Below are 21867 nucleotides of genomic sequence, written 5' to 3'. Positions count from 1 at the left end.
TCATAATCAAAAGCAGCATATAAGAAAACCCTTGACTAGGAATCATATACAAGATATATGCTACCCTGCCTAAGTTGCCAACCCGGCGACAATTAGATAAGGTACCTCAGATACACATATATACTGGCAATCAGTATCGACAATAGCATCAGTGGAAAACCCACTTTCATAAATCTTACAAAAGATATTGGGTACCCCTCTTGTGCTGCCAATCCTGCCACAATGACATTGGCACTGGCACCAATGATCGTACCGTTGCCGCCCAGACAAGCCCCCAACGCCAAACTCCACCAGAGCGGTTCCAAATTAGTCATTCCTAGAGCGCCCATATCTTTGATTAATGGAATCATCGTCGCAACAAACGGAATATTGTCAACAAAAGCTGAGGCAATCGCACTAAGCCACAGAATGATCATAGCCGTAGTTGTAGGATTGCCTGCAGTAAGTTCCATCGCCTTTTGGGCCAATAGAGAAATTACCCCTGTATCGACAAGTCCACCAACTAAAATAAACAGTCCGACAAAAAAGAAAAGCGCCACCCACTCTACCTTGTGGAAAATACTCTCCAGGTCATGATCAGAGTTCTTTTTCCCTAACAGCATTAATAACGCAGCGCCGAAAATAGCCACTGTCGCTGACTCCAGATGCAGCTGCTGATGAAAAAAGAAGAGCGTTACTGTCAAAGTCAGAACAGCTAGACAAATCCTTAGCAGCTTTGCATTTTTAATCTGGTTGCCTGGATCAAGGCTCATGATTTTTGCACTCAACTCTGCAGTTGTTTTGAGCTGCTTGTGGTAGATTAGTACAAGGATAATGATATTGACAATAAGGATAAGCATTGCTATGCCAGTAAGATTATTAACAAACGCGAGAAAGTCTAACTCCTTAACCGCACTGCCAATCATGATATTAGGCGGATCTCCAATCAAGGTCGCTGTTCCGCCAACATTAGACGCAATGATTTGCGATATCAAATAAGGAGCTGGCTTAACATTGAGCTGCTTTGTAATACTCAGCGTTACCGGAACAATTAACAGCACAGTTGTCACATTATCTAGCAGGGCTGAACATAACGCCGTAATAACACTTAAGGCGATCATTAACTTCAGGGGATCACCACCAACGGCCTTGGCAGCCCAAATAGCCAAAAAGCGGAACAGACCTGTTTCGCTGGTAATGGCGACAATGACCATCATACCTACCAACAGCCCCAGGGTGTTAAAGTCGATATGATGAATGGCCTGTTCCTGACTGACAACCCCCAGCATGATAATAAGTACCGCCCCGGCTAGAGCAACAACAGTGCGATGAATTTTTTCGGAAATAATGAACGCATAGGCCACAAGAAAAACACCTACAGCAATAGCTGCCTGATTACTTTCCATTTTTTACTCCTCCAACTAGTATTTTCTAAAAAAACAGAAGGAGCCCTTGGTGACAGGCTCCTCCTTAAAATAAAACATATTTTTTTGTGATTCAATCATAATCAAAACCAGATTGATTGTCAAGCTTACCTTATGCGGACTAAATTCCCTATTAAGGAATAGAGTGGTAAATACAGCATGCAAAAATTACTATAATTGCTTTCATCTTCCACGGAATGTTACATTTGGAATCAGGCTACTATTGCCTTTCCAGGAGCTATCCTGCTGATGCTGGTCAACCGGGAAGAACCTGATTTGGCTCCCCTGTGGTGGTCACTGTCGCTGGGTGCCTGCCTTGGCGGCAACGGCACCCTCATCGGCGCCTCAGCTAATGTTATTGTAGCGGGAACCGCCGAAAAAAATGGCATTTCGCTCACCTTTAATCACTATCTGAAGATTGCTTTTCCGCTGATGATAGTATCGATTATTATCTCTCATATCTACCTCTAGCGCTATTTTTAACTAATCTAATCTAGGGCCGACAGGCGGAAAGCATACTCCTCACTTGTCGGCCTTTATAATTCTTCTGGGCAAATAATAGCTTTGACTTGACTATTGAGGGTTTTTTGTGGTAATATATGTAAAATAATAGGACTTGTTATTGAATACGGAGGAGACTGTCACCGGCAGGCTCCTTTTATTACCTAACAGAATGTATCACTTTATAAAAACAGGGTAAAAATAACGTTGTTTTGTACTTTCGCCAAGACTCTACCAGATATGTATGGGAGGAATTGTTATGACTGCCTCTATGAAAAAATGGCCCTTTCAAGGTAACCCTCAAATCATAATTAAGGATATTGCTGATATAACAGAGCTGCCAAATTATCACGAGCAGATCGCCGCCGTTACCGACGGTTGGGTCGACGGCCCAGTCGCAGCAGTTCTCCGCGGTGGCAGTAATGCCCGATCAGTACTTGATGTTATGGTGCAAGCAGGTATCAAAGAGGCGCATATATATCACTTAGAAGAAAAAATTCCTCAATTGGAGGAAGTCTTCCTGTCATCAGTAGTAGCACCTGCCCACACACTGTTTGACAATGTGAATATTACTTGGCGGCGTGAGGCTACTATTTTTGATTTGATCAAAGGCATCGGCTCCCACTATAACATGTTATTCTTTGGTGCACCGCTGGCACAATCAGAAATTGATCCCCTTTATAAGCAATTGAGACAAGTATATGAAGGCAGTATAACCCTAGTACGCGGGCCGGTACAGGATATTGATTTCGATCAAAGTGATGCCATTTACCGTTGGGTGCGGGAGAGAACCTATGAAGCAGCTGACTTTTCTCTACCCTCGGTTCTGCGGGCATGCAAAAAAAACTTAGGTGTCAAAATTGCTATTATTCTACCAAGTCTAAATGAGGAAAAAACAGTTGGCAATGTGATACAAACTGCCCTTGAGGTAAAAGATGCCGGAGTCATTGACGATATTATTCTCATAGACTCTAATTCTACAGACAACACGACAGCTATTGCCCAGTCCCATGGAATTCCCGTTTATCAGCATGCCGAAATAGTCCCGGAACAGGGCAGTTACCGGGGTAAAGGCGAGGCTATGTACAAAAGTGCCTATGTTACCGACGCTGATATTCTGGCGTGGGTAGACACTGATATTGAAACAATCACACCCCGCTTTTTCTATGGTCTATTAGGGCCGATGCTTACCCATCCTGAGATAAAGTTTTCCAAAGGCTACTTTTCCCGCCCGGTGCGTGTCGAAGCAACCGGACTAGAACTGGGCGGCGGCCGTGTTACGGAAATATTAGCCCGCCCCTGGATTAACACCTTCAGTCCTGAGCTTTCCGGCTATATTCAACCGCTAGCCGGAACGGTGGCGATATACCGCGATTCCCTGCTCAGAATGCGCATACCGGCAAATTACGGCGTAGAAATGGCTATGCTTATTCAAGCTGTCGAACAAGCCAATCTCTGGTCTACTTGCCAGGTAAATCTTGGTGAAGTCATTCATAAGTCAAAGGGAGTCATTGGCCTTAGTGAAATGGCCTTTCAGATTATTCAGGTCATGGCTGAATTAAAGGGTTTTCATGGTGAACAGGCTCTGCCCAATATTTTGAGACGCGTTTATTCGGCGCATGGCGATTTTAAAATTGACGCCAAACGGTTTAGCACCGTTTGGCGCGATTATGGGAATTGATATCCTTGCGATATTTTTACGAATGACAGAGCCACCGGATACGGAATTTTGTGTTTCGGGAATAACAACAGTGTTAAGTCAATCTTGACTATTAGAGAAAATCACAGTAATATAGGAGGAGACTGTCACTGACAGGCTCCTTTTCTTACTATTTAAGTTTTTAATTGTTTCCTTTTGTTACTGAATCATATTTATTTTGCATTCATGCATAGCCAGGAGCTACCCATATCATATTCAGGAGGAATAATCGCGCTATGAAACTAGCTGCTCGTTTAGGCAATCTTGGTACAGAAAACGCTTTTGATGTACTTAATGAAGTAAACCGTCTCAAAGCGACTGGCCGCGATATTATTAGCTTTGCCATTGGTGAACCTGATTTTGACACTGCTGATAACATTAAACAAGCCGGTATTACCGCTATCCAGAACAATTTTACCCACTATAGTCCCTCGGCTGGTATTTTGCCGCTTAAAGAAGCCATTGCCAGCCACGTTTCCACTACCCGCCAGCTACAGGTAAAACCCGAACAAGTAGTGATCACCCCTGGTGGTAAGCCAATCATCTACTATGTACTGCACGCCTTAGTTGACCCCGGCGACGAGGTCATTTACCCTAATCCGGGTTTTCCCATTTATGAGTCGGTCATCCGTTTCACCGGTGGTCTACCGGTAGCCGCCCCGATATTGGAAGAAAAGAATTTCAGCCTGGATACGAATGAACTGGAAAATCGTATCACTCCCAAAACCAAACTCATTATTTTAAACAGTCCCCATAACCCCACTGGCGGTATGTTGACTGCCCAGGATATTGAAAACATCGCCACACTTGCCCGTAAACACGATTTGTGGGTATTATCTGACGAAATTTACAGCCAAATTGCCTATGAGGGAACTTTTGTGAGCATCGCCTCACAGCCAGGTATGCAGGAACGAACCATCATTCTTGATGGCTTTTCTAAATCGTATGCTATGACTGGCTGGCGTCTAGGCTATGGAGTTATGGCGGAAGAGTTAGCTGTACATATTGCCCGCCTAATCACTAACTGTGAATCCTGCACAAACACCTTTGTACAATATGGCGGTTTGGCGGCGTTAACTGGCCCGCAGGATTTTGTCAGCAACATGGTTAGCGAGTTTAAAGCCAGACGTGATTTAATTGCCGCCGGACTAAACAGCATTCCCGGCTTTTCCTGCCAAACACCTACTGGTGCCTTCTATGTTTTCCCTAATGTCACCGAGGCCTGTGAGCGTTTAGGCCTGCCTGACAGCAAGGCTCTGCAGCAGCATCTGCTCTATAACGCCGATGTAGCCGTACTGCCCCGCTCAGCTTTTGGGGGGCGAAATATCGGGGAAACTCAGGAATATCTCCGTTTCTCTTATGCAACCTCCTGCGAAAATATTGCAGCAGGCCTTGATCGTATCAAAAAGGCAATGCGCCTGTCATAGGCCGAAACAAAAAACAGGTTTCCGCCGGCAAAACGCCACTGGAGCCTGTTTTTTGTTGCTTTACAGTTGAAGCAATTGCAAGGTTTTTTCATCTGTAATACCAGTTTCCGGCAACCTGTTGTCCCGTTGAAAAGCCCGCAGCGCCGCCTCGGTTTCTTTGCCAAAGGTTCCCTTGGCCCGTTCCTGGTAATAGCCCAGCTGCACTAGTTTGAGCTGCAATACAACAACATCAGGCCCCTGGCTTCCCCGGCGCAGCACCCGGTTCAGACCGGGTTTCGGGCCAAGAATGTCAACAGCCGTCCCAACAGGCACCCATTCATACAGTTCTTCCGAATCCTGATTGCGCATGCGAATACAACCATGGCTGGCAAAGTTACCAATTGACCAAGGGGCGCTTGTTCCATGTATACCGTAGCTTCCCCATGGTATATCAAGCCCCATCCAGCGGGTGCCCATCACCTCTTGGGGGCTCCAGCCTTTATACACAATATTCCATTCCCCAAAAGGCGTTGGTGTCGCCCGTTTGCCGACAGCAACCCGGTAACGCTTAAATAGCCTCCCATTATTATATAGTTCAAGCACCCGGTCGGGAATCCTGATGATTAGATGCATTTCACCCTCTGGTGCTTGCGACGGTTGGCTGACTGAGTAGTTGAGAGCAGCAGCATCCAGATATTCAAACAACCAGATACCGCCAAATAGAACAAATAGCGCTGCAATAATAATAATACTAAACCGGGTTTTGGTCCGCTTGGTATTTACATTAAAAAAATGCATGTTCATATTTTACTCCTGCTCAGTATTTGCTACTAACATCCTATTAACTTGCTCGGTTATCCATGCATACAATAAAGCTTTATTCAGACATTTTTTTAGATTTTGTATGTTGAGATTAATTTTATGTAATACTTGGCAAAAAGCCCTTACTTGCTTTACAATATACTAGGGGTTTTTCGACAAATTATTGGTAAATTATTAACCGAAAACAACATTTTCTTAATATTTATTTGAGAGAATGAATTTATATTTCCACGGATGGGTACTCTTCACAAGGCTGTGAATAAAGGAGTTCTATAGTATTGTTTCAGAAGCTGCGCCTTAAACTTACCTTAATTAATGTAGCAATCATGCTGGCCCTGTTTTTTTTGCTTATTTGCGGCACCTATTTTTTTGCCAAAATCGATATGACCAAACATACCAATGCCGGGTTGCAAAGAATTACCGCTGATATTCAAGCAGGGATAATCAGTGATTTGCCGCAGCGGCCGAGTGGTACCGGCCGCGATCCCCGTCCTCTTCCGCCTGGACCGCCACCGATTTCACCCCCGGGGCCTCCGCCCGGACCTAATTTCTTCTTTGTTAAGACTTCACCTGAGGATGCGATTACCTTTCAGTCCTCCAATCAGCCCCTTGATGCAAGCCGCCTGACAGCGCTTACCAACCAGGCTTTGCAGGCGACCGCCAATCAAGACACCCTTATATTAGAAGAAACAAGCTACATTTATCTTAAAGCCCCGCTGGACAACCAGTATGGCACTGTAATCGTTTTCCATGATCTAACCCAAGAAACCAATATGCTGCAACTTGTACTGACAACTCTCCTTGCTGTCGGCCTTGTCTGTGCAATCCTTTCCTTTGGTGCCAGCTTCTATATGGCCAACCGCGCTATGGTTCCCATAAAAAAAGCCTGGCGGCAACAGCAAGATTTTCTTTCTGATGCGTCCCATGAATTGCGCACACCGCTGACCATTATTCAAACCAATCTGGATATTGTCCAGGATAGCCTGGACGAAACGGTAGCCAGTCAAAGCAAATGGCTCAATAACATCCAGGAGGAAAGTATCTGCATGAAAAACCTTGTTAATTCCCTCCTGTTTTTAGCCAGAGCCGATTCCACGCAGCAACCGCTCAAAAAACAACTAGTTTTCTTAGATGCAGCTCTCAGGCAGGCAATAGCTCCGTTTGAGGCCGTAGCTCAGCAACATTCTTTAGTGCTGGAGGTGCATGCAAGCTCTGCTATGGAAGTCTATGGCGACGAAGCCCAGCTAAAACAGGTCATTGCTATCCTGCTGGATAATGCCAGTCGTCACACGGCTCCTGGTGGCAAAATATCAGTTGCCTTGTCGCAGGCAGGCAGTAAAATTATTCTAACCGTTTCCGACTCCGGAGAAGGCATTGCTGCTGAACATTTGGATAAAATTTTTGATCGTTTCTACCAAGTAGATAAATCACGGAACAAGGGCGGTTCAGGACTCGGACTATCTATTGCCAAATGGATCATTGAAAATCATGGCGGCTCAATTACTGTGACCAGCATTCCTGGGGAAGGAACTATCTTTACCGTCCAACTTCCTCATAAACCCAGTGTTTAATTCTTTATAAATATTTATTTAAACTAAATAAAATTCCAATACCTATCTGTCATAATAACGTATAGAGATACCAAGGATGGTGAAATTTTCACAAGGCTGTGGTTACAAAGGGTGTCGTAAATGAAACTACTGCTCGTAGAAGATGAAAGCAAACTAGTTGACTCATTATCGCACTTGTTAAGAAAGAATGGCTTTGTGGTAGATACCGCGCTAGATGGCCAAACAGGCCTGGAAATGGCTTGTACCGACATATATGACATTATAGTGCTGGACCGCATGCTGCCTCAGCAAGATGGAATTTCTTTACTCAAGGAGTTTCGCAGCCTGGGACATAATACTCCGGTTATCTTTTTAACTGCCAAGGATTCTCCTGAAGACCGGGCCGAGGGCCTGGACGCAGGCGCTGACGATTACTTGATTAAGCCTTTTTACTCGATTGAGTTATTGGCACGCCTCAAAGCTTTAACCCGCCGTCGCGGCGGAGCAATAGCAGAAAATGTGCTTACTGCCGACGATATTATCTTAAACCCTCTTCGTTGCCAAGTACTAAAAGGCAATGAGGTAATTCAGTTAACCCTCAAGGAGTCCCAGCTGTTAGAATTGTTGATCCGTAACTATGGTCATGTAGTAACCAAAGAGCAAATCATCCAAAAGGTATGGGGCTACTTTTCAGAAGCCGAATTTACCACTGTCAATCTATATATTCATTACCTGCGCAAAAAACTCAAACTCTCTAATCTTAAAACTGTTTGGGGCGTAGGCTATTATCTACATAAAGAAAAAGATGCCGCCTTGGCTGCGAATTAAGTTAATGAAAGACTACCAAACCTGGTTGGGCTTGGTAGTCTTTTTACAATGGAAGTTGGTTGAAAAAAATGAGACGGAAGCAATTTTTTTATAATGCCTATGGGTTAACTATCGCTTCGGATTTTTATTTGCCGGGCCTTGTAGAGGGGAAAGGCTCGCCGGATGTAGTAATACGGTATGGAACTGTGCCGGACGCTCTGGAAAATGCAATTATTAATGCTATACTTTTTCAGGTTGCTCCGGGAAAATTTTTACTCAATCTGGACGGAGTGGCCCGCTACTATATAATCGATGGACGCGAAATTATCGTAGAACCATTTGCAACTGCTGCTGATGCTGACGTACAAGTATTTCTACTGGGGCCTGTATTAGCCGCCTTGCTGCAGTTACGGAGGCAGTTTGTTCTGCATGGTGCTGCAGTAGCAATTAACGGTCAGGGGCTTATTCTCAGTGGCGATTCCGGGGTTGGCAAATCGACCCTGGCAGGTATGCTCTGCAAAAAAAATCATGAATTTCTGACTGATGAGGTATGTGTGATTTCGTTGTCCAGCAAAGGGCAGCCAGAAATTGTCCCAGGTCATCCCCGGCTCAAACTCTGGGCGGATGCGGTGGAAGAACTGGGAGAAGCTATTGCCTTGTTGCCGCGTGTGCGTAACGGTTTGGAAAAGTATCAGCTTCCGCTTGATAAGATGTTTTCCGTTAAAACGGTACCGCTAAGGTGGTTCTGTCAACTGACCCGCGATAATACAAAAGAAGTTCAAGTTCTCAAATTAACCGATTCAGAGAAACTCGCGACAATCGCTACTAACACCTATCGTTACTGGTTTTTATCGGGGAAAGGCGGACGGCCGGCCCAGCTAAAGCAATGCCGCCACCTTGCGAACACTGTTGATATCTTCCGCATCTGTTACCCTATGGATGGTTTTTGGCTAGATGATCTAGTAAATCGGCTTGAGGAGGAGATAGGCTTATGACAGGTATCTTTTGGCTGGCCTCTTACCCTAAATCAGGAAATACCTGGTTTCGCGCTTTTCTTAGCCGTTTACTATGCGCAAATAAAGATTCAATAGATATCAATAGCCTAAAAACAGATGGAACTGCCAGTTTGCGAAGTATTTTCGACTATATACTAGGGATAGAGGCTTCCGATTTGACTGCGGAAGAAATCAATGCATTGCGGCCCAAAGTATATGCCTATATGGCGGCTCAAGCCCCCAAGCCTTTGTATATAAAAATACATGATGCTTATACTTTTCTGGCAGATAAACAGCCCCTTATCCCTACAAGCGGTTGTAATGGTGCCATATATATTATTCGAAACCCCCTGGATACGGCGGTATCCCTAGCCTATCATCTTGAGTGTGATGTCGACACCGCGATTAAACATATGGGCGATCCAAACTATTGTTTTTCTGACAGCACCCGCCATTTACATATCAAATTAAAGCAGCAACTGCTGACCTGGAGCGGTCATGTGGCAAGTTGGACAAATGGTCCGGGATTCCCGGTGAAAGTGATTCGGTATGAGGATATGCATGCCAAGCCTTTGGAGACCTTCACAATGGCAGCAGCTTTTGCTGGATTCCCGGCAGTTTCGGAAGAAATCCAGCAGGCAATAGCAGGAGCTGATTTTAAAACTTTGAAACAGCAGGAAGAATGCACGGGCTTTCGTGAGAAGCCGGCTAATATGGTTGCTTTTTTTCGTGAAGGCAAAGTAGGGAGTTATCGTAAAGTACTAACCCCAGCCCAAATCTCACAGCTTGTGAGCGACCACGCGACCGTGATGCGGCGCTTCGGCTACCTCGGGGAACATGACGAGATTCTTTTTTAAGAAGACGAGCAAGCAAAATAAAACAGGTACCGGTAAATAGAGAGGTAGGTTATATGAAAGTAATCGCTGTGGATATTGACAATGTGTTAAATAATTTTTCGGATACCTTAGCAAAATCTACGTTTACATTTAAAGCTTCCTATGGCTTGTCCCTTGAAGAATTTGATAACTATCTTGATCTGGTAAAACACGACGTTTTTGCAGAAAGTGAATTTTTGACAACTAAGTTTTCTGATTTTCGTCATCGTATCCATGAGCAATGTTATCCTTTGGCACAAGCTAACCCGGAGGGCGTTCAGTTTATGAATTGGTTAAAAGCTAATGGCTGGAAAATCGTTATTTGCACCAAGCGAAATTTGCGTTTGACTGGGGAATGTACTAAAAAATGGCTCCAGGATAATCATATTCCCTATGATTACTTAATTACGGCCCTAAATAAAATTGTTTTTTGTAAATTATGGGATGTCCCATATTTAATTGATGATGATTTATTAAATATTACCTACGGTGAACGCTATGGCATCCAGATATATTATCCCCTTATGGCCAAGCATAGTTCGGTTGTTTCCCAAACAGCAAAAGGGTTTACCCGCTTTGAGGAGATTAAACAATGGATACAAGAGTAGAACTTCTAAATGAATTCTATCAAACCATGTGTAAAGATAAAGTAAAAATAGAAAATAAAAATTACGGTTTTGAGTTTATCAAGAAACTGACAGCAGATGATGCGACATTAGATTATGTTCAGATGGAAAACAACTTTATCCATAAATACAGGCTGTTACATGTCTCAGAGGATCATAAACAAAGATTGCTGCAAGGACATGTAAACCAAGCTTATAATGTCTGCCTTTATTTTGATGAAACGGCAAACAACACGCTTTGTTTTAATATAGACAATAACTATAAACAGAATAATAACGAGCTTATACCGGAAATAGAGCTTGCCGTAGACTACTTACAACAGCATCTTGGAAAACATGGCATAGAGACCGTCAATGTTAAAAGTGGACGCGGCTATCACGTGTGGTGCCGTTTTGCAAAGCCGATAGCCAATCAGCTGTTATTGGATTTTATGATAAGAATCTCGGCTAAAACATTAGCTTCCTTGCATTATAGTCATCATGATTACCGCTCTATTAAAATTAATATGAGTCCAAATCCGCGATTTGTGAAGATTATATCACTGCGTGCGTTCGGTTCAAGGCATATTAAAACAGGGCTTTTTTCACATATTCGGACAAAAGACGGTATTCTAAATGAAGAGGATTCCTGGAAGTATTTTTGCGATTACATGAAAAATAAAACAGTTTCAGAGCAGCAATTTTTGCTGGCGTTTAATGAAATGGCAAAAGCAATTTCTTTGGGGAATTAAAAATGATTTTTTAAAATAAAATTGGCCATATTCTTTATTCTGAGAAAAGACTACCAAACCCAACTTTTCTAGGCTGGGCTTGGTAGTCTTTTTTGTGCAGACAGGAGCCTGTCCCTTTATCTGTGTCCAGACAGGAGCCTGTCCCTTTATCTGTGTCAATCACAAGATAACAGGCAACTCCGGCGAGGGACCTTTCCCTTGTCTGTAAGCCCCTAATCCAGTAGCATTACCCCCTATTCACTGCATATAATGTAATAAATATATAAAAAGTCGTTGCAGTTTATGTGGTTGTGCATTATAATATTATCGTTACGATTTGTGAGGTGATGTGTATGTACCGTACAGCAATAGAAGTGTTATATAAATGGAAATCAAAAAAGAACAAAAAACCGCTGATTATCCGCGGTGCAAGGCAGGTCGGCAAAACATGGCTGATGAAAGAATTCGGACAAACCGCTTATGAAAATCAAGTATATATCAGCTTTGACAATAGTCAACGCATGAAAGATTTGTTTGATGTCAATCTTGATGTGGAGCGTATTATTACCGGACTGGAACTGTATGCCGGACGGAAAATCAATCCCGAAAACACACTGCTTATTTTTGATGAAATACAGGAAGTACCCAAAGCATTGACCGCACTAAAATACTTTAATGAAAATGCACCGCAGTATCATATTGTTTGTGCGGGCTCCTTACTCGGTGTGGCGCTACATCACGGCACATCCTTCCCCGTGGGCAAGGTGGATTTCATGGACTTATATCCGCTGTCTTTCACCGAATTTTTAATGGCAATGGGGAAAAAACAATTTATCGAGTTGCTTCAAAATGACGATTTTGAAATGGCAACAACCTTCAAGCAAACATACATCGACATGCTCAAATATTACTACTATGTAGGTGGTATGCCTGAGGCTGTTTTGAACTTTGCGGAGAACATGGACTTTAATGAAGCACGGGAAATTCAGCAGCGTATCCTTGCCGCTTACGAACAAGATTTTTCAAAGCATGCTCCCCACGATGTTGTGCCGCGTATCCGTATGCTCTGGAACAGTATTCCATCACAGCTAACCAAGGAAAACAAAAAATTCATCTATGGCCTGATTAAGGAAGGTGCTCGGGCAAAGGATTACGAGCTGGCAATGCTCTGGCTGATCGACTGTGGCCTTGTACATAAGGTATATCGTGTAACAGCTCCCAGTTTGCCGCTGAAAGCATATGAGGATTTGAAAACCTTCAAGCTGTTTTTTCTTGATGTAGGACTGCTCTCCTGTATGGTACGTTTAAAGCAAAATACCCTGCTTGACGGCAACAAAATGTTCAAGGAATTCAAGGGCGCGTTGACAGAACAATATGTATTACAGCAACTCAAAACGCTGAAAGGGATCGAGCCTTATTACTGGACAAATGACCGTGGTAGTGCGGAAATCGATTTTGTAATCGACAACGGCAATACTATAATCCCCCTGGAAGTCAAAGCTGAAATCAATTTGCAGGCAAAAAGTTTAAAAACTTATCGAGATAAGTTCAATCCCAAAATCTCCGTCCGCACCTCAATGGCGGACTACAAAAAAGAAGAATGGCTGCTAAATTTGCCACTATATGCGGTAGAGAAGCTAGCAGGAATTGAGTAAAGTCATGACTATCAAACTGTGAAATAAGTCAATGTTTCAGATAATGCAAGCCTGCCCCCATTGGTTGCAGACTGATAAACTGGTAAAAGCTACACCTGTGGCAAATTAACCAATACTATGTGTTTAGCGCCCAATTTCGAAACAATTACATCCGTCTATTCCACAACAACCGAAATACGTACTATGCCTTTCTTCGCCAGATCCATAATATTGACGGCATCCCGCATAAGTCTTTGCTGCCCTGATATAGGTAAATTGAAGTTGCCCAACTGATTTGCAAGAAGACTACGTATGTTGTCAGACTTTACGGCAAAGTTAACACTTTGGGGAATAATACCGGTTTTATCAACAAATTTTCTGCCCAGCTCCGCCGCCACAACACCGATCACCTCTCCTTTTTCGTTAAGCAGTGGCCCTCCGCTGTTTCCCGGCTGGATAGGCGCGCTGATTTCAAATTGTTTCAAATCGCCTTTGTAGCCGGCAGTCCCGCTAATAATCCCCTCAGTTATCTTTGCTGCTGTCCCAGTATAGGCTATTAGAGGAAAGCCAACGGCATAAATGCGGGTGCCTTCCCGTACTTTTCCTGATTGTCCCAACACCAGCGGAACAACACTATTTTCAAGGCCACTTACCTGCAACAAGGCCAAATCGCTCGCCGGATCAGTGCAAATAATCGTAGCGGCTGCTTTCATCTCATTATTATAAATAACCTCAATTTGTTTGGCCGCATTCACAACATGATTGTTGGTTACTACAATCGAAGGGGTTATGAAAAAACCCGTGGCGGTAGCCTGCTTATGCCTGGAAGGCTGATTTTGTCCCCGACTGGAAGAAGCAAGCGGATTATGAGCCAGATAGCGGGTAACGGCGAGGAAAAGTGCCTCTTCGGTAGGGTTCCCGGCAATCTCATTCCAGACTGCCTGTGGATACTCTCTTTTTTCAAGCACCTTCCCATCAATACCTATACTGGCAACTCCAAGTAATCTATATTTTCTCTCCCCGGAATCAAACACGATGGCAAATGCCTTTTTGGCAATGCCATTGCGTTCAGTACCATATTCACACATGGAAGAGACAAATATCTTATTATTGACCGCCTTAATAGATTCAGTTACAAAATAATACGTATCTCCCCTTGCACTTTTTGCAAAACCCACATTCTGCGCCTGGGCAGTGTGCAGGGGAAGTGTTAGAAATAGAATGAGAAAAAAATATACTAATTTTTTCAGCATAATTAAAAAAACCTTCTTTTACTGTACCTTTTTGACGGTATATAACTTAATATAACAATTTATCGTAGTATACAGCCTTCATACACATTTATTGTTGTTGCAACCTCTCCAATAGTTCTTCACGGCAATCATCAAGGTACTCCTCGGGAGCAGTCATAGAAAATCTGTCATCGCAGTCAATGCACTGCGTGATGCTATTCTGACCACATTTTAACCCCGTGCAAAGCAATTCACTTCTCTGTGCACCATTCCAAATGCTTACAAAAGAACTGTCTTTTATATTGCCAATCGCATATTCTTTAGGCTTAGCAAGAATATCACAAAAGAACACATCTCCATCAATATTGATATGGGATTGATAGAACATCCAGGGACATATAGCGCGGTAGCTTTCAAGTTCTTCGCTATACTGTGTAATGTTGCGTGCTTTAACTCGTAGCCTTCCCATCTGGTTGGGAATATTGATAATATGTTCCACGAATATCTGATCACAAACTCCATCAAACATATCAAAAAATGCTTTACGTTTGACCTCTGTCGTTACAACGTCATCCGTTGTCTTCAGGCGGATTTGGATAGATTTTTTATGTTCAAACATATATTGAATATTTTTGACATACTGATCCACATCAACCGAAGTGCCCGCAAGGCTTTTAAAATCTTCTGCCGTTATACCATACACCGACACTTGCAGGCTGGTTAAACCGCTGTCGGCTAATTCGTCGGCTATTTGCGGTGTTAAAGCCATGCCATTGGTGTATGTGCTAATGCGTCCACTAAAGCCTGCAGACCGGAGATACCTTATCATCTTTCCTAATTCAGGATTGAGGATCGGCTCACCCATTCCCGCAAGCTGTATTTTTTTCGGCTGTTCAGGCAAATCCATAATATCGTTGATAATTTTCTTGTACAACTCAAAATTCATATGCTGAATCGCCTGTCCTTTTTTGACAAATAGATCATCCGCATCACCTCTGGTTGACTGCTGACAAAAAAAACATTTAAAGTTGCAAAATCGCGTCGGTTCAATCCCGATGTGGAACGGAGCACTGAGCGGAATAATATCTCGTAGATTCTGACGCTTATTATCAAAGCTCGGCTGAATTATTGCCATTGCTAAAGCCCTCCTTTCATTTTAATCAGTCACAACCCGGCAGACGGTCAAGCAACATTTCGCTGCTGTCGTCAAGATATTCTTCGTCTGAAATGATATCGTATTTTCCTTCGCAATCAACGCACATCGGTATACTATCCGAACCGTTACGCAAGTTCGTGCAGAGCGCTTTTAAGCGATTCCTGCCATTCCATATTTCAACAAGAGCATCGTCATTGATGTTGCCGATTGCATATTTACTTGGATTACCCAGCGATACACAAAAGAATACATAGCCGTCCGCATCTATATGGGTTTGATAGAACATGCACGCACAGGTTTTCCAGTTACGCGACATCGGTTCGTTGAATACATTTTTATAGTTTTCTTCCGTTATACCGCCATAATCTTTCATTTGACGCTGCAGTTGTATAATGTTTTCCACATACATTACATCAGAAATGTCGCCAAACATCTGGTAAAACTTTTCTCTGTCGTCGTCCTGTTCAAATAGGTTTTCTATTATTTTTATATATATTTTCGTGTCTTTCTTATGCTTATATAAGTAACGTATATTTTCTACGTATTCCTCCATACTTAATGTAACTCCAGTCACCTGCTTGTACTTTTCCGCCGTTAAGCCGTTCAAAGAAATACGAATTTCAGATAAGCCGCTGCTCGTCAGCTCGTCTACAACTGCCGGTCTCAACAGCACACCGTTTGTGTAGGTGATGATACGTCCTGAGTATCCAGCCGCTCGCATGCGTCTAATCATCTCACCAAATCGCGGATTCATAAGCGGTTCCCCGATTCCGCAAAAATTGATCATCTTTGGTGGTTCGGAAAAGCCCATGATATCACGCACAATTTTATCGTATAAATCCATATCCATATGTGCAAGCTTGAAACCGCTTTCTTTCAAAAGATCATTGCTTGTACCACGGCTATGATGCATACAGAAAAAGCACCTGAGATTACACATACGCGTAGGTTCAATTTGGACGGTATATGGGCTTGCAAGTGGTATAACATCCCTAAGGTTGGTTCTATTCGTATCATAGCTCGGCGCGATAACAGCCATCTTAAAATCCTCCAAATTTGTGAATATATTTTTGTTTTTCAACAACCTTAAGACACGCTTCATTAAAGCGATTCAAGTTATCCGAAGCGTTGCAGCTTACTAAAATATGTTTTCTCGCAACTTGTCCGACACTACGCCGTAAGTCCTCACTTTCATAAAGCCGCAACAGATTATTCGCATACTCCTCAGGAGAATCCGCGAGAAAGCCCGCTCCATCTCCAATTAGATACTTCCCAACCGGTTTGCGAGCCATCACAACGGGTAATCCAGCCGCCATAGCTTCCAGCACAGAGTTCTCCGTCGTTGCCGACGAATCTGACCGCAGAAGATACCCAAAAACGTCAAATGTTCGAAGTAGGCCAAGGACATCGTTCGTCCAACCGAGTAATTTTACTTTATCTTCCACCCCCGTCAATGTAATATCAGACTTGAATTCGTCAGAATACTCGCCGGACAAGATGAAAACGGCATCAGGAATCATTGATATAGTCTTGCTCATATAATCGAGAGCATTGTGTGAAAAGCGTTTGTAACTCGGCATTCCAACGTAACCGATTACAAACGAATCGCTGTTGAGCGAATAGTCAGTTTTAGGCGGAATTTTTTCTGGTGCGAAATCACCGAAACCATACACTAGCGTACCATCACTCCATACCGGATTTTCAAGTGTCAGCGGTGAAGTGACAAGCAATCTGTCACACGAGCGGACAAGCGCGTCTGAGAGCGGAGGATCGTAAAAGCCGTTCTTATGCGTCCAAAGCATAACTCGGCATGGAATATTCGGGAATTCGCGCAGAAACATGTCCATGGTTGGGCTGCCCCACCAACTAAGAACGACAACGTCAGCTTCATTTATTGCAAACTCCGCCGAATCCCTTGGCAAAACTTCAATCCCTGCAGCACAACAGCGGTTAATATGGTTTGTTTTACGTGGTTCGTCCAAGAGAAGAATACGATGAGTATCTTTGCCGGATTTGTTCCCAAGAATCGCCAACCCACCGATTGCCTTCCCTGCACCATCTCCCATATGCGCAGCTAAGTGGAGTATATTCATATAACCTTCTTCAACAATTCAGAAATATTTATCATTTGTCTTACTTTTGGGTATTGGGTTTTTATCATTTTGCTAATCTGAGCATAAACCTTATGTGAACTTCTATGACCAAAAGCGTAGAGCACTGTGTCAACGTCACTGTTAGCTAAAATTTCATCGGGCGTATATACCCTTTTGCCAAAGCGTTCGATACCCAAGACATACGAATCATTCGGGTTTGCGTTAATAAAGACCACTTTATTACTACTGACAAATGCTGATGATATATAGTTAAGCACTATAATTATGTCTAATGTTGCCGGCCAAATCGCGATTTCATGTTTTTTGAGCAAGTGATTGAGGTTTTTGCCGATTGCACCTGCAATATCGTCAATATCATCAAAATTAATATTAACACCAGCTGTCGACAGTGTTTGGAACAGTTCAACTTTCTTGACCATTTCCCAATATTGCTCATCGGACATTTTGGATATGTTCAATTGCGTATCGTTATTCTTCAAGTACTGAACACGATCAGATATTAGGCCGCGCTCGCAAGCTACTTTGTATAAATGTGATCCTGGGAACGTTAAAATCCACCATAACCTTATGTCAAACTCTGGATGCGCTCTCCACCAGTTCAGGGAATTGTTAATCGTTTCAGCGGTTTCCGCCAAGTCACCGAAGATGATATATCCCTTTGAGGGAAGTCCGACTTCGCAAGATAGATTGAACGCTCGTTCAATTTGCTCCACCGTAATATTCTTCTGCATACTCTTCAGGATATTATTATCCGCACTTTCAACACCATAAGTTATTTCATAACAGCCGCTGTCTTTTAGCATCTGTAATATTTCTTTTGTAATCATATCCACGCGCGTCTGAACCCAATACTTAACATTGAATTTCTTAATACGATCCGTTACTTCTTTAACAAATTTTTTGTCTTTTACGAATAATTCATCGACAAACATTATGTACTTGATGTCGTAGTTAGATATGATCCAATTGATTTCCTGAAATATATTGTCAATTGAACGTCTACGATATTTTTTACCGCTTGAATGAAAACAAAACGTACAATTAAACGGACAGGATCGCCCTGTAGTAACTACTGCGGTTTTTTCATTCACACCTGAGCTACTGAACAATTTATCCCGCAGCAGCAAGCTATATTCAAACCCGTCATAGTCCGGAAACGGCAGAAGGTCTAGGTTGGCAACTTCGGGACGCATCGGAGCAACTGTACCATCACGTAGTACTACTCCTTCAACCAGCTCGACATCCTCGTCGTTTTCCAGCGCATACGCAAGCGCATTAATAGTGATTTCGCCTTCGCCTATAATACCGTAATCTGCTGTTCCAAGAGCTTCCATTGCGACATCGGGCTCTGCTGTTATAATTCCGCCGCCGACAATCGTAATTACGTCAGGTTTTGCAGATTTTGCCGTATCTGTTATCTCCTTCAGAGGAGAATACTGACCACTCAGTCCGCCGGTGGCAATAACATCAATTGAATTGTCAATAATGGTCTGACGCAACAGATCATATGGATTCGCCTTATAGTTCAAATTTAGTGTAAACACACTGCGCCCTGAAGCTTTTAGTGCGGATGAAACCATGCAAAAGCCATAAGGCAGTTGATACGTCATATCATCTCTTGTAACAATACGCGGCATAACAAACAGGTAGTTAAGCCGTTGCGCGTTAGTATTTGGGAGCTTAATTAAGTCAAGAAACTCCTGCGTAATATGTTCCGGCATTGTATGCCCCTCCTTACTTGTACGCCCATATGATTTCAACAAGCAGCAGGCTATGCTAATACTTGTGTCTGCGCACTCCTGACTATCTCAGCAAACAAAATCTTTATCAAGCAGTTCAGACAGCCTTATGACTCGTTTAATCTGCGGATATTGGTCGCGAATCACCGAACAAATTCTTTCATAAATTCGTTCGGCACTGGCCGTCTGGGTATACGCATACAGCACAATATCAATATTATGTTCCATAATAATATCGGGTTCAAATACTGACTTGCCAAAGCGTTCAATTCCCTGAAGGCGCGTATCTTTAGGTGCACTATTCACAAAAAACACATTGTCTGCATTCACAAACATTTCCGATATACTGTTCAGAAGATTGATTGTTGAGAATATTGTTGGCCAAATCGCAATTTTGTGTTTAGTAACAAGCTTTTCCAGGTTACTGCGGAGTACATTGATTTGCTCACTGATATCTGCGAAATCAACATCTACTCCATTAGCTGTCATTATCTGAAACAGTTCCACCTTCTTGATGATATCCCAGTATTCTTCATCAGACATTTTTGTAACATTTATTTGTGTGTCATTATCTATCAAATATTTTACACGGTCTTTTATTATGCCGCGTTCGCAAGCAACTTTATATAGATGTGTTCCCGGAAATGTAAGTATGTATAATATAAAAATGTTGTATTGCGGATGATTTTTCCACCAGTTTAGGCAAGTGCCAATAGTTTCTGGAGTTTCCTCCACATCACCGAAAATCAAATTGCCATATGCAGGCAGTCCGACTTCAAGCGCCAAATCAAATGCTCGTTCGATTTGCTCTACGGTAATATTTTTTCTCATAGACTTTAGTATCCTGTTATCCGCGCTTTCAACACCGTAACTGATTACACTACAACCGCTGTCTTTCAATAACTGCAATATTTCTTTTGAAACTGTATCTACTCGTGTTTGTACCCAATATCTTATGTTATATTTCTTGATGCGACTGCAAAAAGCAGTTAAAAACCGCTTATTAGAAATAAATAACTCGTCATTTATTATGAAGAATGAACCCCCGTATTTCTCAGTAATCCAGTCCAATTCCTCAAAGATATTGTCAAGTGACCGCCTTCGATATTTTTTTCCGCTTGAATGAAAACAAAATGTGCAATTATATGGGCAGGAACGGCTTAAGGTGATACTAACGGCATTATTCTCAAACCAAGACTGTGCGTGCAAATTATCCCGCAGCACCATCGCTAATTCGAGCCCATCATAGTCCGGAAACGGCAATATATCAAGATTAGCGATTTCAGGACGCTGCGCAGTTATGGTACCGTCAGGTAGTACAAGCCCCGCGACACTATTAATATCTTCATTGTTTTCCAATGCATAGGCAAGGTCGTTTATAGCAATCTCACCCTCACCGATTATGCCATAATCAGCCGTTTCAAGAGCCTCCATCGCAACATTCGGGTCGGCTGTAATTATCCCGCCCCCGGTAATTGTGATGATGTTCTGGTTTACAGATTTCGCTGTATCAAGTATTTCTTTAAGCAAAGAAAACTGACCGCTCAAACCGCCCGTGGCAACAACATCAATTGAATTGTTAACTATCTCCTGGCGTAAAAGCTCATAAGGGTTCGTTTTGTAGTTCAAGTTTAATGTAAACACATTACGACCAGAGGCTTTGAGCGCGGATGAAACAAGGCAGAGCCCATAAGGCATCATATATATAGTATCGTCATTCATCGCGATACGCGGCATAACCAATAGGTAGTTCAGTCGTTTCGCGTTTGAGTTTGGGTTGGGGAGTTTAATTAGGTCAAGAAACTCCTGTGTGATATGTTCCGGCATATTCATGCTGTAATCCTCCAACTACTCCTGTTTATTTACCAACTTCGCGACCTTCTCACCGCATCCGCAAAATTGATGCTCAGTGCATAACTCGTTTCACTCGTGAACGGCGCAGCATCAACCATTCACGTTCGAACAGCAGTCCGTCGTCGGGTTTCGCACCAATTTTTATAGGTGTATCTAATTGCAATGTTTCATGCGTCTGTTCGAGCCAATTTTTGAGTGACATCGACCGGCCTGAACCCATAATACTCCCAATTCTTATCTTTTTCACTCATTATATATGGCGCCACAACTGGCCATTTTATTCCAAAAACAGGGTCGTCGAATCTGTATCCCACTTCCGTATTCGGCGTGTAATATTGCGTTACAAGGTATAACACTTGCGTATCATCCGTCAGCGTCAGATACCCATGAGCACAACCTTTCGGAACATAGAGACCAAACCCATTCTCCGCTGAAAGGGTTTCACCGACCCACTGCAAATATGTCGGTGAGTCTTTTCGAACATCCACACACACATCGAATATCGCACCTTGAACACACATTACAAGTTTATCTTCCGCCGCATTGCCGAATTGAGAGTGCAATCCTCGGAGTGTACCTTTTTTTCTATTGGTTGATAGGTTCATTTGCGCGATTTCGCCGCATAGTCCTGCTGCCTCCAGTTCGCGGCGGCAAAACATGCGTGAAAATGTCCCTCGCTCATCGGAAAACGGCTCGCGTTTTACAATATATACACCTGATATTTTTGTCAATGTAATATTCACA

General features: G+C 42.9%; 18 protein-coding genes and 1 pseudogene. 10 read left to right on the top strand and 9 right to left on the bottom strand.

Translation table 11 applies throughout. From position 1 onward, the window contains the following. Nucleotides 1-92: 92 nt before the first annotated feature. Nucleotides 93-1385: an ArsB/NhaD family transporter gene (locus SALPA_RS16620; RefSeq protein ID WP_145096412.1), complete on the bottom strand. Its 1293-nt coding sequence runs from the start codon at nucleotides 1383-1385 to the stop codon at nucleotides 93-95. Nucleotides 1386-1676: 291 nt separating this feature from the next. Here SALPA_RS16620 and SALPA_RS16615 point away from each other — a divergent pair. The 3 genes and pseudogenes from SALPA_RS16615 to SALPA_RS16605 all read left to right on the top strand — a co-directional run. After that, nucleotides 1677-1874: pseudogene (locus SALPA_RS16615) on the top strand (hypothetical protein); the annotation flags it as partial. A gap of 289 nt (nucleotides 1875-2163) precedes the next feature. Further along, on the top strand, nucleotides 2164-3585 hold the full coding sequence (locus SALPA_RS16610; RefSeq protein ID WP_145096409.1) for a glucosyl-3-phosphoglycerate synthase: 1422 nt from the start codon (nucleotides 2164-2166) through the stop codon (nucleotides 3583-3585). 254 nt (nucleotides 3586-3839) lie between these two features. After that, nucleotides 3840-5030: a pyridoxal phosphate-dependent aminotransferase gene (locus SALPA_RS16605; protein ID WP_145096406.1), complete on the top strand. Its 1191-nt coding sequence runs from the start codon at nucleotides 3840-3842 to the stop codon at nucleotides 5028-5030. A gap of 60 nt (nucleotides 5031-5090) precedes the next feature. Here the strand turns inward: SALPA_RS16605 and SALPA_RS16600 are convergent, their stop codons facing one another. After that, a complete protein-coding gene (locus tag SALPA_RS16600; protein ID WP_145096403.1) occupies nucleotides 5091-5813 on the bottom strand; it encodes a L,D-transpeptidase family protein in 723 nt (240 codons plus the stop codon). Nucleotides 5814-6109: 296 nt separating this feature from the next. On the opposite strand from SALPA_RS16600, the gene SALPA_RS31560 reads away from it, so the two are divergent. The 7 genes from SALPA_RS31560 to SALPA_RS16565 all read left to right on the top strand — a co-directional run bounded on the left by SALPA_RS31560 (nucleotide 6110) and on the right by SALPA_RS16565 (nucleotide 13049). Further along, nucleotides 6110-7402 carry a cell wall metabolism sensor histidine kinase WalK gene (locus tag SALPA_RS31560; protein ID WP_255451238.1) on the top strand — a complete coding sequence of 431 codons (1293 nt, stop codon included), beginning with the start codon at nucleotides 6110-6112 and terminating at the stop codon, nucleotides 7400-7402. Nucleotides 7403-7522: 120 nt separating this feature from the next. Continuing rightward, entirely contained in the window at nucleotides 7523-8209 is a 687-nt protein-coding gene (locus SALPA_RS16590; protein ID WP_145096400.1) for a response regulator transcription factor, read from the top strand. A gap of 68 nt (nucleotides 8210-8277) precedes the next feature. Next, the gene (locus tag SALPA_RS16585; RefSeq protein WP_145096397.1) at nucleotides 8278-9183 is read left to right on the top strand and encodes a hypothetical protein; all 906 of its coding nucleotides are present in this window, start codon (nucleotides 8278-8280) and stop codon (nucleotides 9181-9183) included. Beyond that, nucleotides 9180-10040 carry a sulfotransferase domain-containing protein gene (locus SALPA_RS16580; protein ID WP_145096394.1) on the top strand — a complete coding sequence of 287 codons (861 nt, stop codon included), beginning with the start codon at nucleotides 9180-9182 and terminating at the stop codon, nucleotides 10038-10040. The genes SALPA_RS16585 and SALPA_RS16580 overlap by 4 nt, the downstream gene beginning before the upstream one ends. Nucleotides 10041-10093: 53 nt before the next feature. Continuing rightward, on the top strand, nucleotides 10094-10666 hold the full coding sequence (locus tag SALPA_RS16575; protein ID WP_145096391.1) for a hypothetical protein: 573 nt from the start codon (nucleotides 10094-10096) through the stop codon (nucleotides 10664-10666). Continuing rightward, nucleotides 10651-11415, top strand: a complete 765-nt coding sequence (locus tag SALPA_RS16570) for a hypothetical protein (RefSeq protein ID WP_145096388.1) — start codon at nucleotides 10651-10653, stop codon at nucleotides 11413-11415. The genes SALPA_RS16575 and SALPA_RS16570 overlap by 16 nt, the downstream gene beginning before the upstream one ends. 326 nt (nucleotides 11416-11741) lie before the next feature. Beyond that, entirely contained in the window at nucleotides 11742-13049 is a 1308-nt protein-coding gene (locus SALPA_RS16565) for an ATP-binding protein (protein ID WP_370516738.1), read from the top strand. A gap of 155 nt (nucleotides 13050-13204) precedes the next feature. Here the strand turns inward: SALPA_RS16565 and SALPA_RS16560 are convergent, their stop codons facing one another. From SALPA_RS16560 to rfbC, 7 genes are all read right to left on the bottom strand, one after another. Continuing rightward, on the bottom strand, nucleotides 13205-14281 hold the full coding sequence (locus SALPA_RS16560; RefSeq protein ID WP_145096382.1) for a S1C family serine protease: 1077 nt from the start codon (nucleotides 14279-14281) through the stop codon (nucleotides 13205-13207). Between the two features lie 88 nt (nucleotides 14282-14369). Further along, entirely contained in the window at nucleotides 14370-15395 is a 1026-nt protein-coding gene (locus tag SALPA_RS16555; protein WP_145096379.1) for a radical SAM protein, read from the bottom strand. 25 nt (nucleotides 15396-15420) lie between these two features. Then, nucleotides 15421-16455 carry a radical SAM protein gene (locus SALPA_RS16550; RefSeq protein WP_186451098.1) on the bottom strand — a complete coding sequence of 345 codons (1035 nt, stop codon included), beginning with the start codon at nucleotides 16453-16455 and terminating at the stop codon, nucleotides 15421-15423. A 1-nt stretch (nucleotide 16456) separates the two neighbouring features. Further along, nucleotides 16457-17482, bottom strand: a complete 1026-nt coding sequence (locus SALPA_RS16545) for a glycosyltransferase family 4 protein (protein ID WP_222428023.1) — start codon at nucleotides 17480-17482, stop codon at nucleotides 16457-16459. Nucleotides 17483-17505: 23 nt separating this feature from the next. Next, nucleotides 17506-19251 (bottom strand): B12-binding domain-containing radical SAM protein, encoded by a 1746-nt coding sequence (locus tag SALPA_RS16540; protein ID WP_145096370.1) that lies wholly within the window; start codon nucleotides 19249-19251, stop codon nucleotides 17506-17508. 87 nt (nucleotides 19252-19338) lie between these two features. Continuing rightward, the gene (locus SALPA_RS16535; RefSeq protein WP_145096367.1) at nucleotides 19339-21102 is read right to left on the bottom strand and encodes a B12-binding domain-containing radical SAM protein; all 1764 of its coding nucleotides are present in this window, start codon (nucleotides 21100-21102) and stop codon (nucleotides 19339-19341) included. A 188-nt stretch (nucleotides 21103-21290) separates the two neighbouring features. After that, the gene (gene rfbC / locus SALPA_RS16530) at nucleotides 21291-21866 is read right to left on the bottom strand and encodes a dTDP-4-dehydrorhamnose 3,5-epimerase (RefSeq protein ID WP_145096364.1); all 576 of its coding nucleotides are present in this window, start codon (nucleotides 21864-21866) and stop codon (nucleotides 21291-21293) included. Between the last annotated feature and the right edge of the window lies 1 nt (nucleotide 21867).

This window comes from Sporomusa sp. KB1 (assembly GCF_007830295.1).
Classification (GTDB): domain Bacteria; phylum Bacillota; class Negativicutes; order Sporomusales; family Sporomusaceae; genus Sporomusa.
The sequence above is the reverse complement of the archived record's forward strand: the minus strand, read 5'-3'. Positions and strand labels throughout refer to the sequence as shown.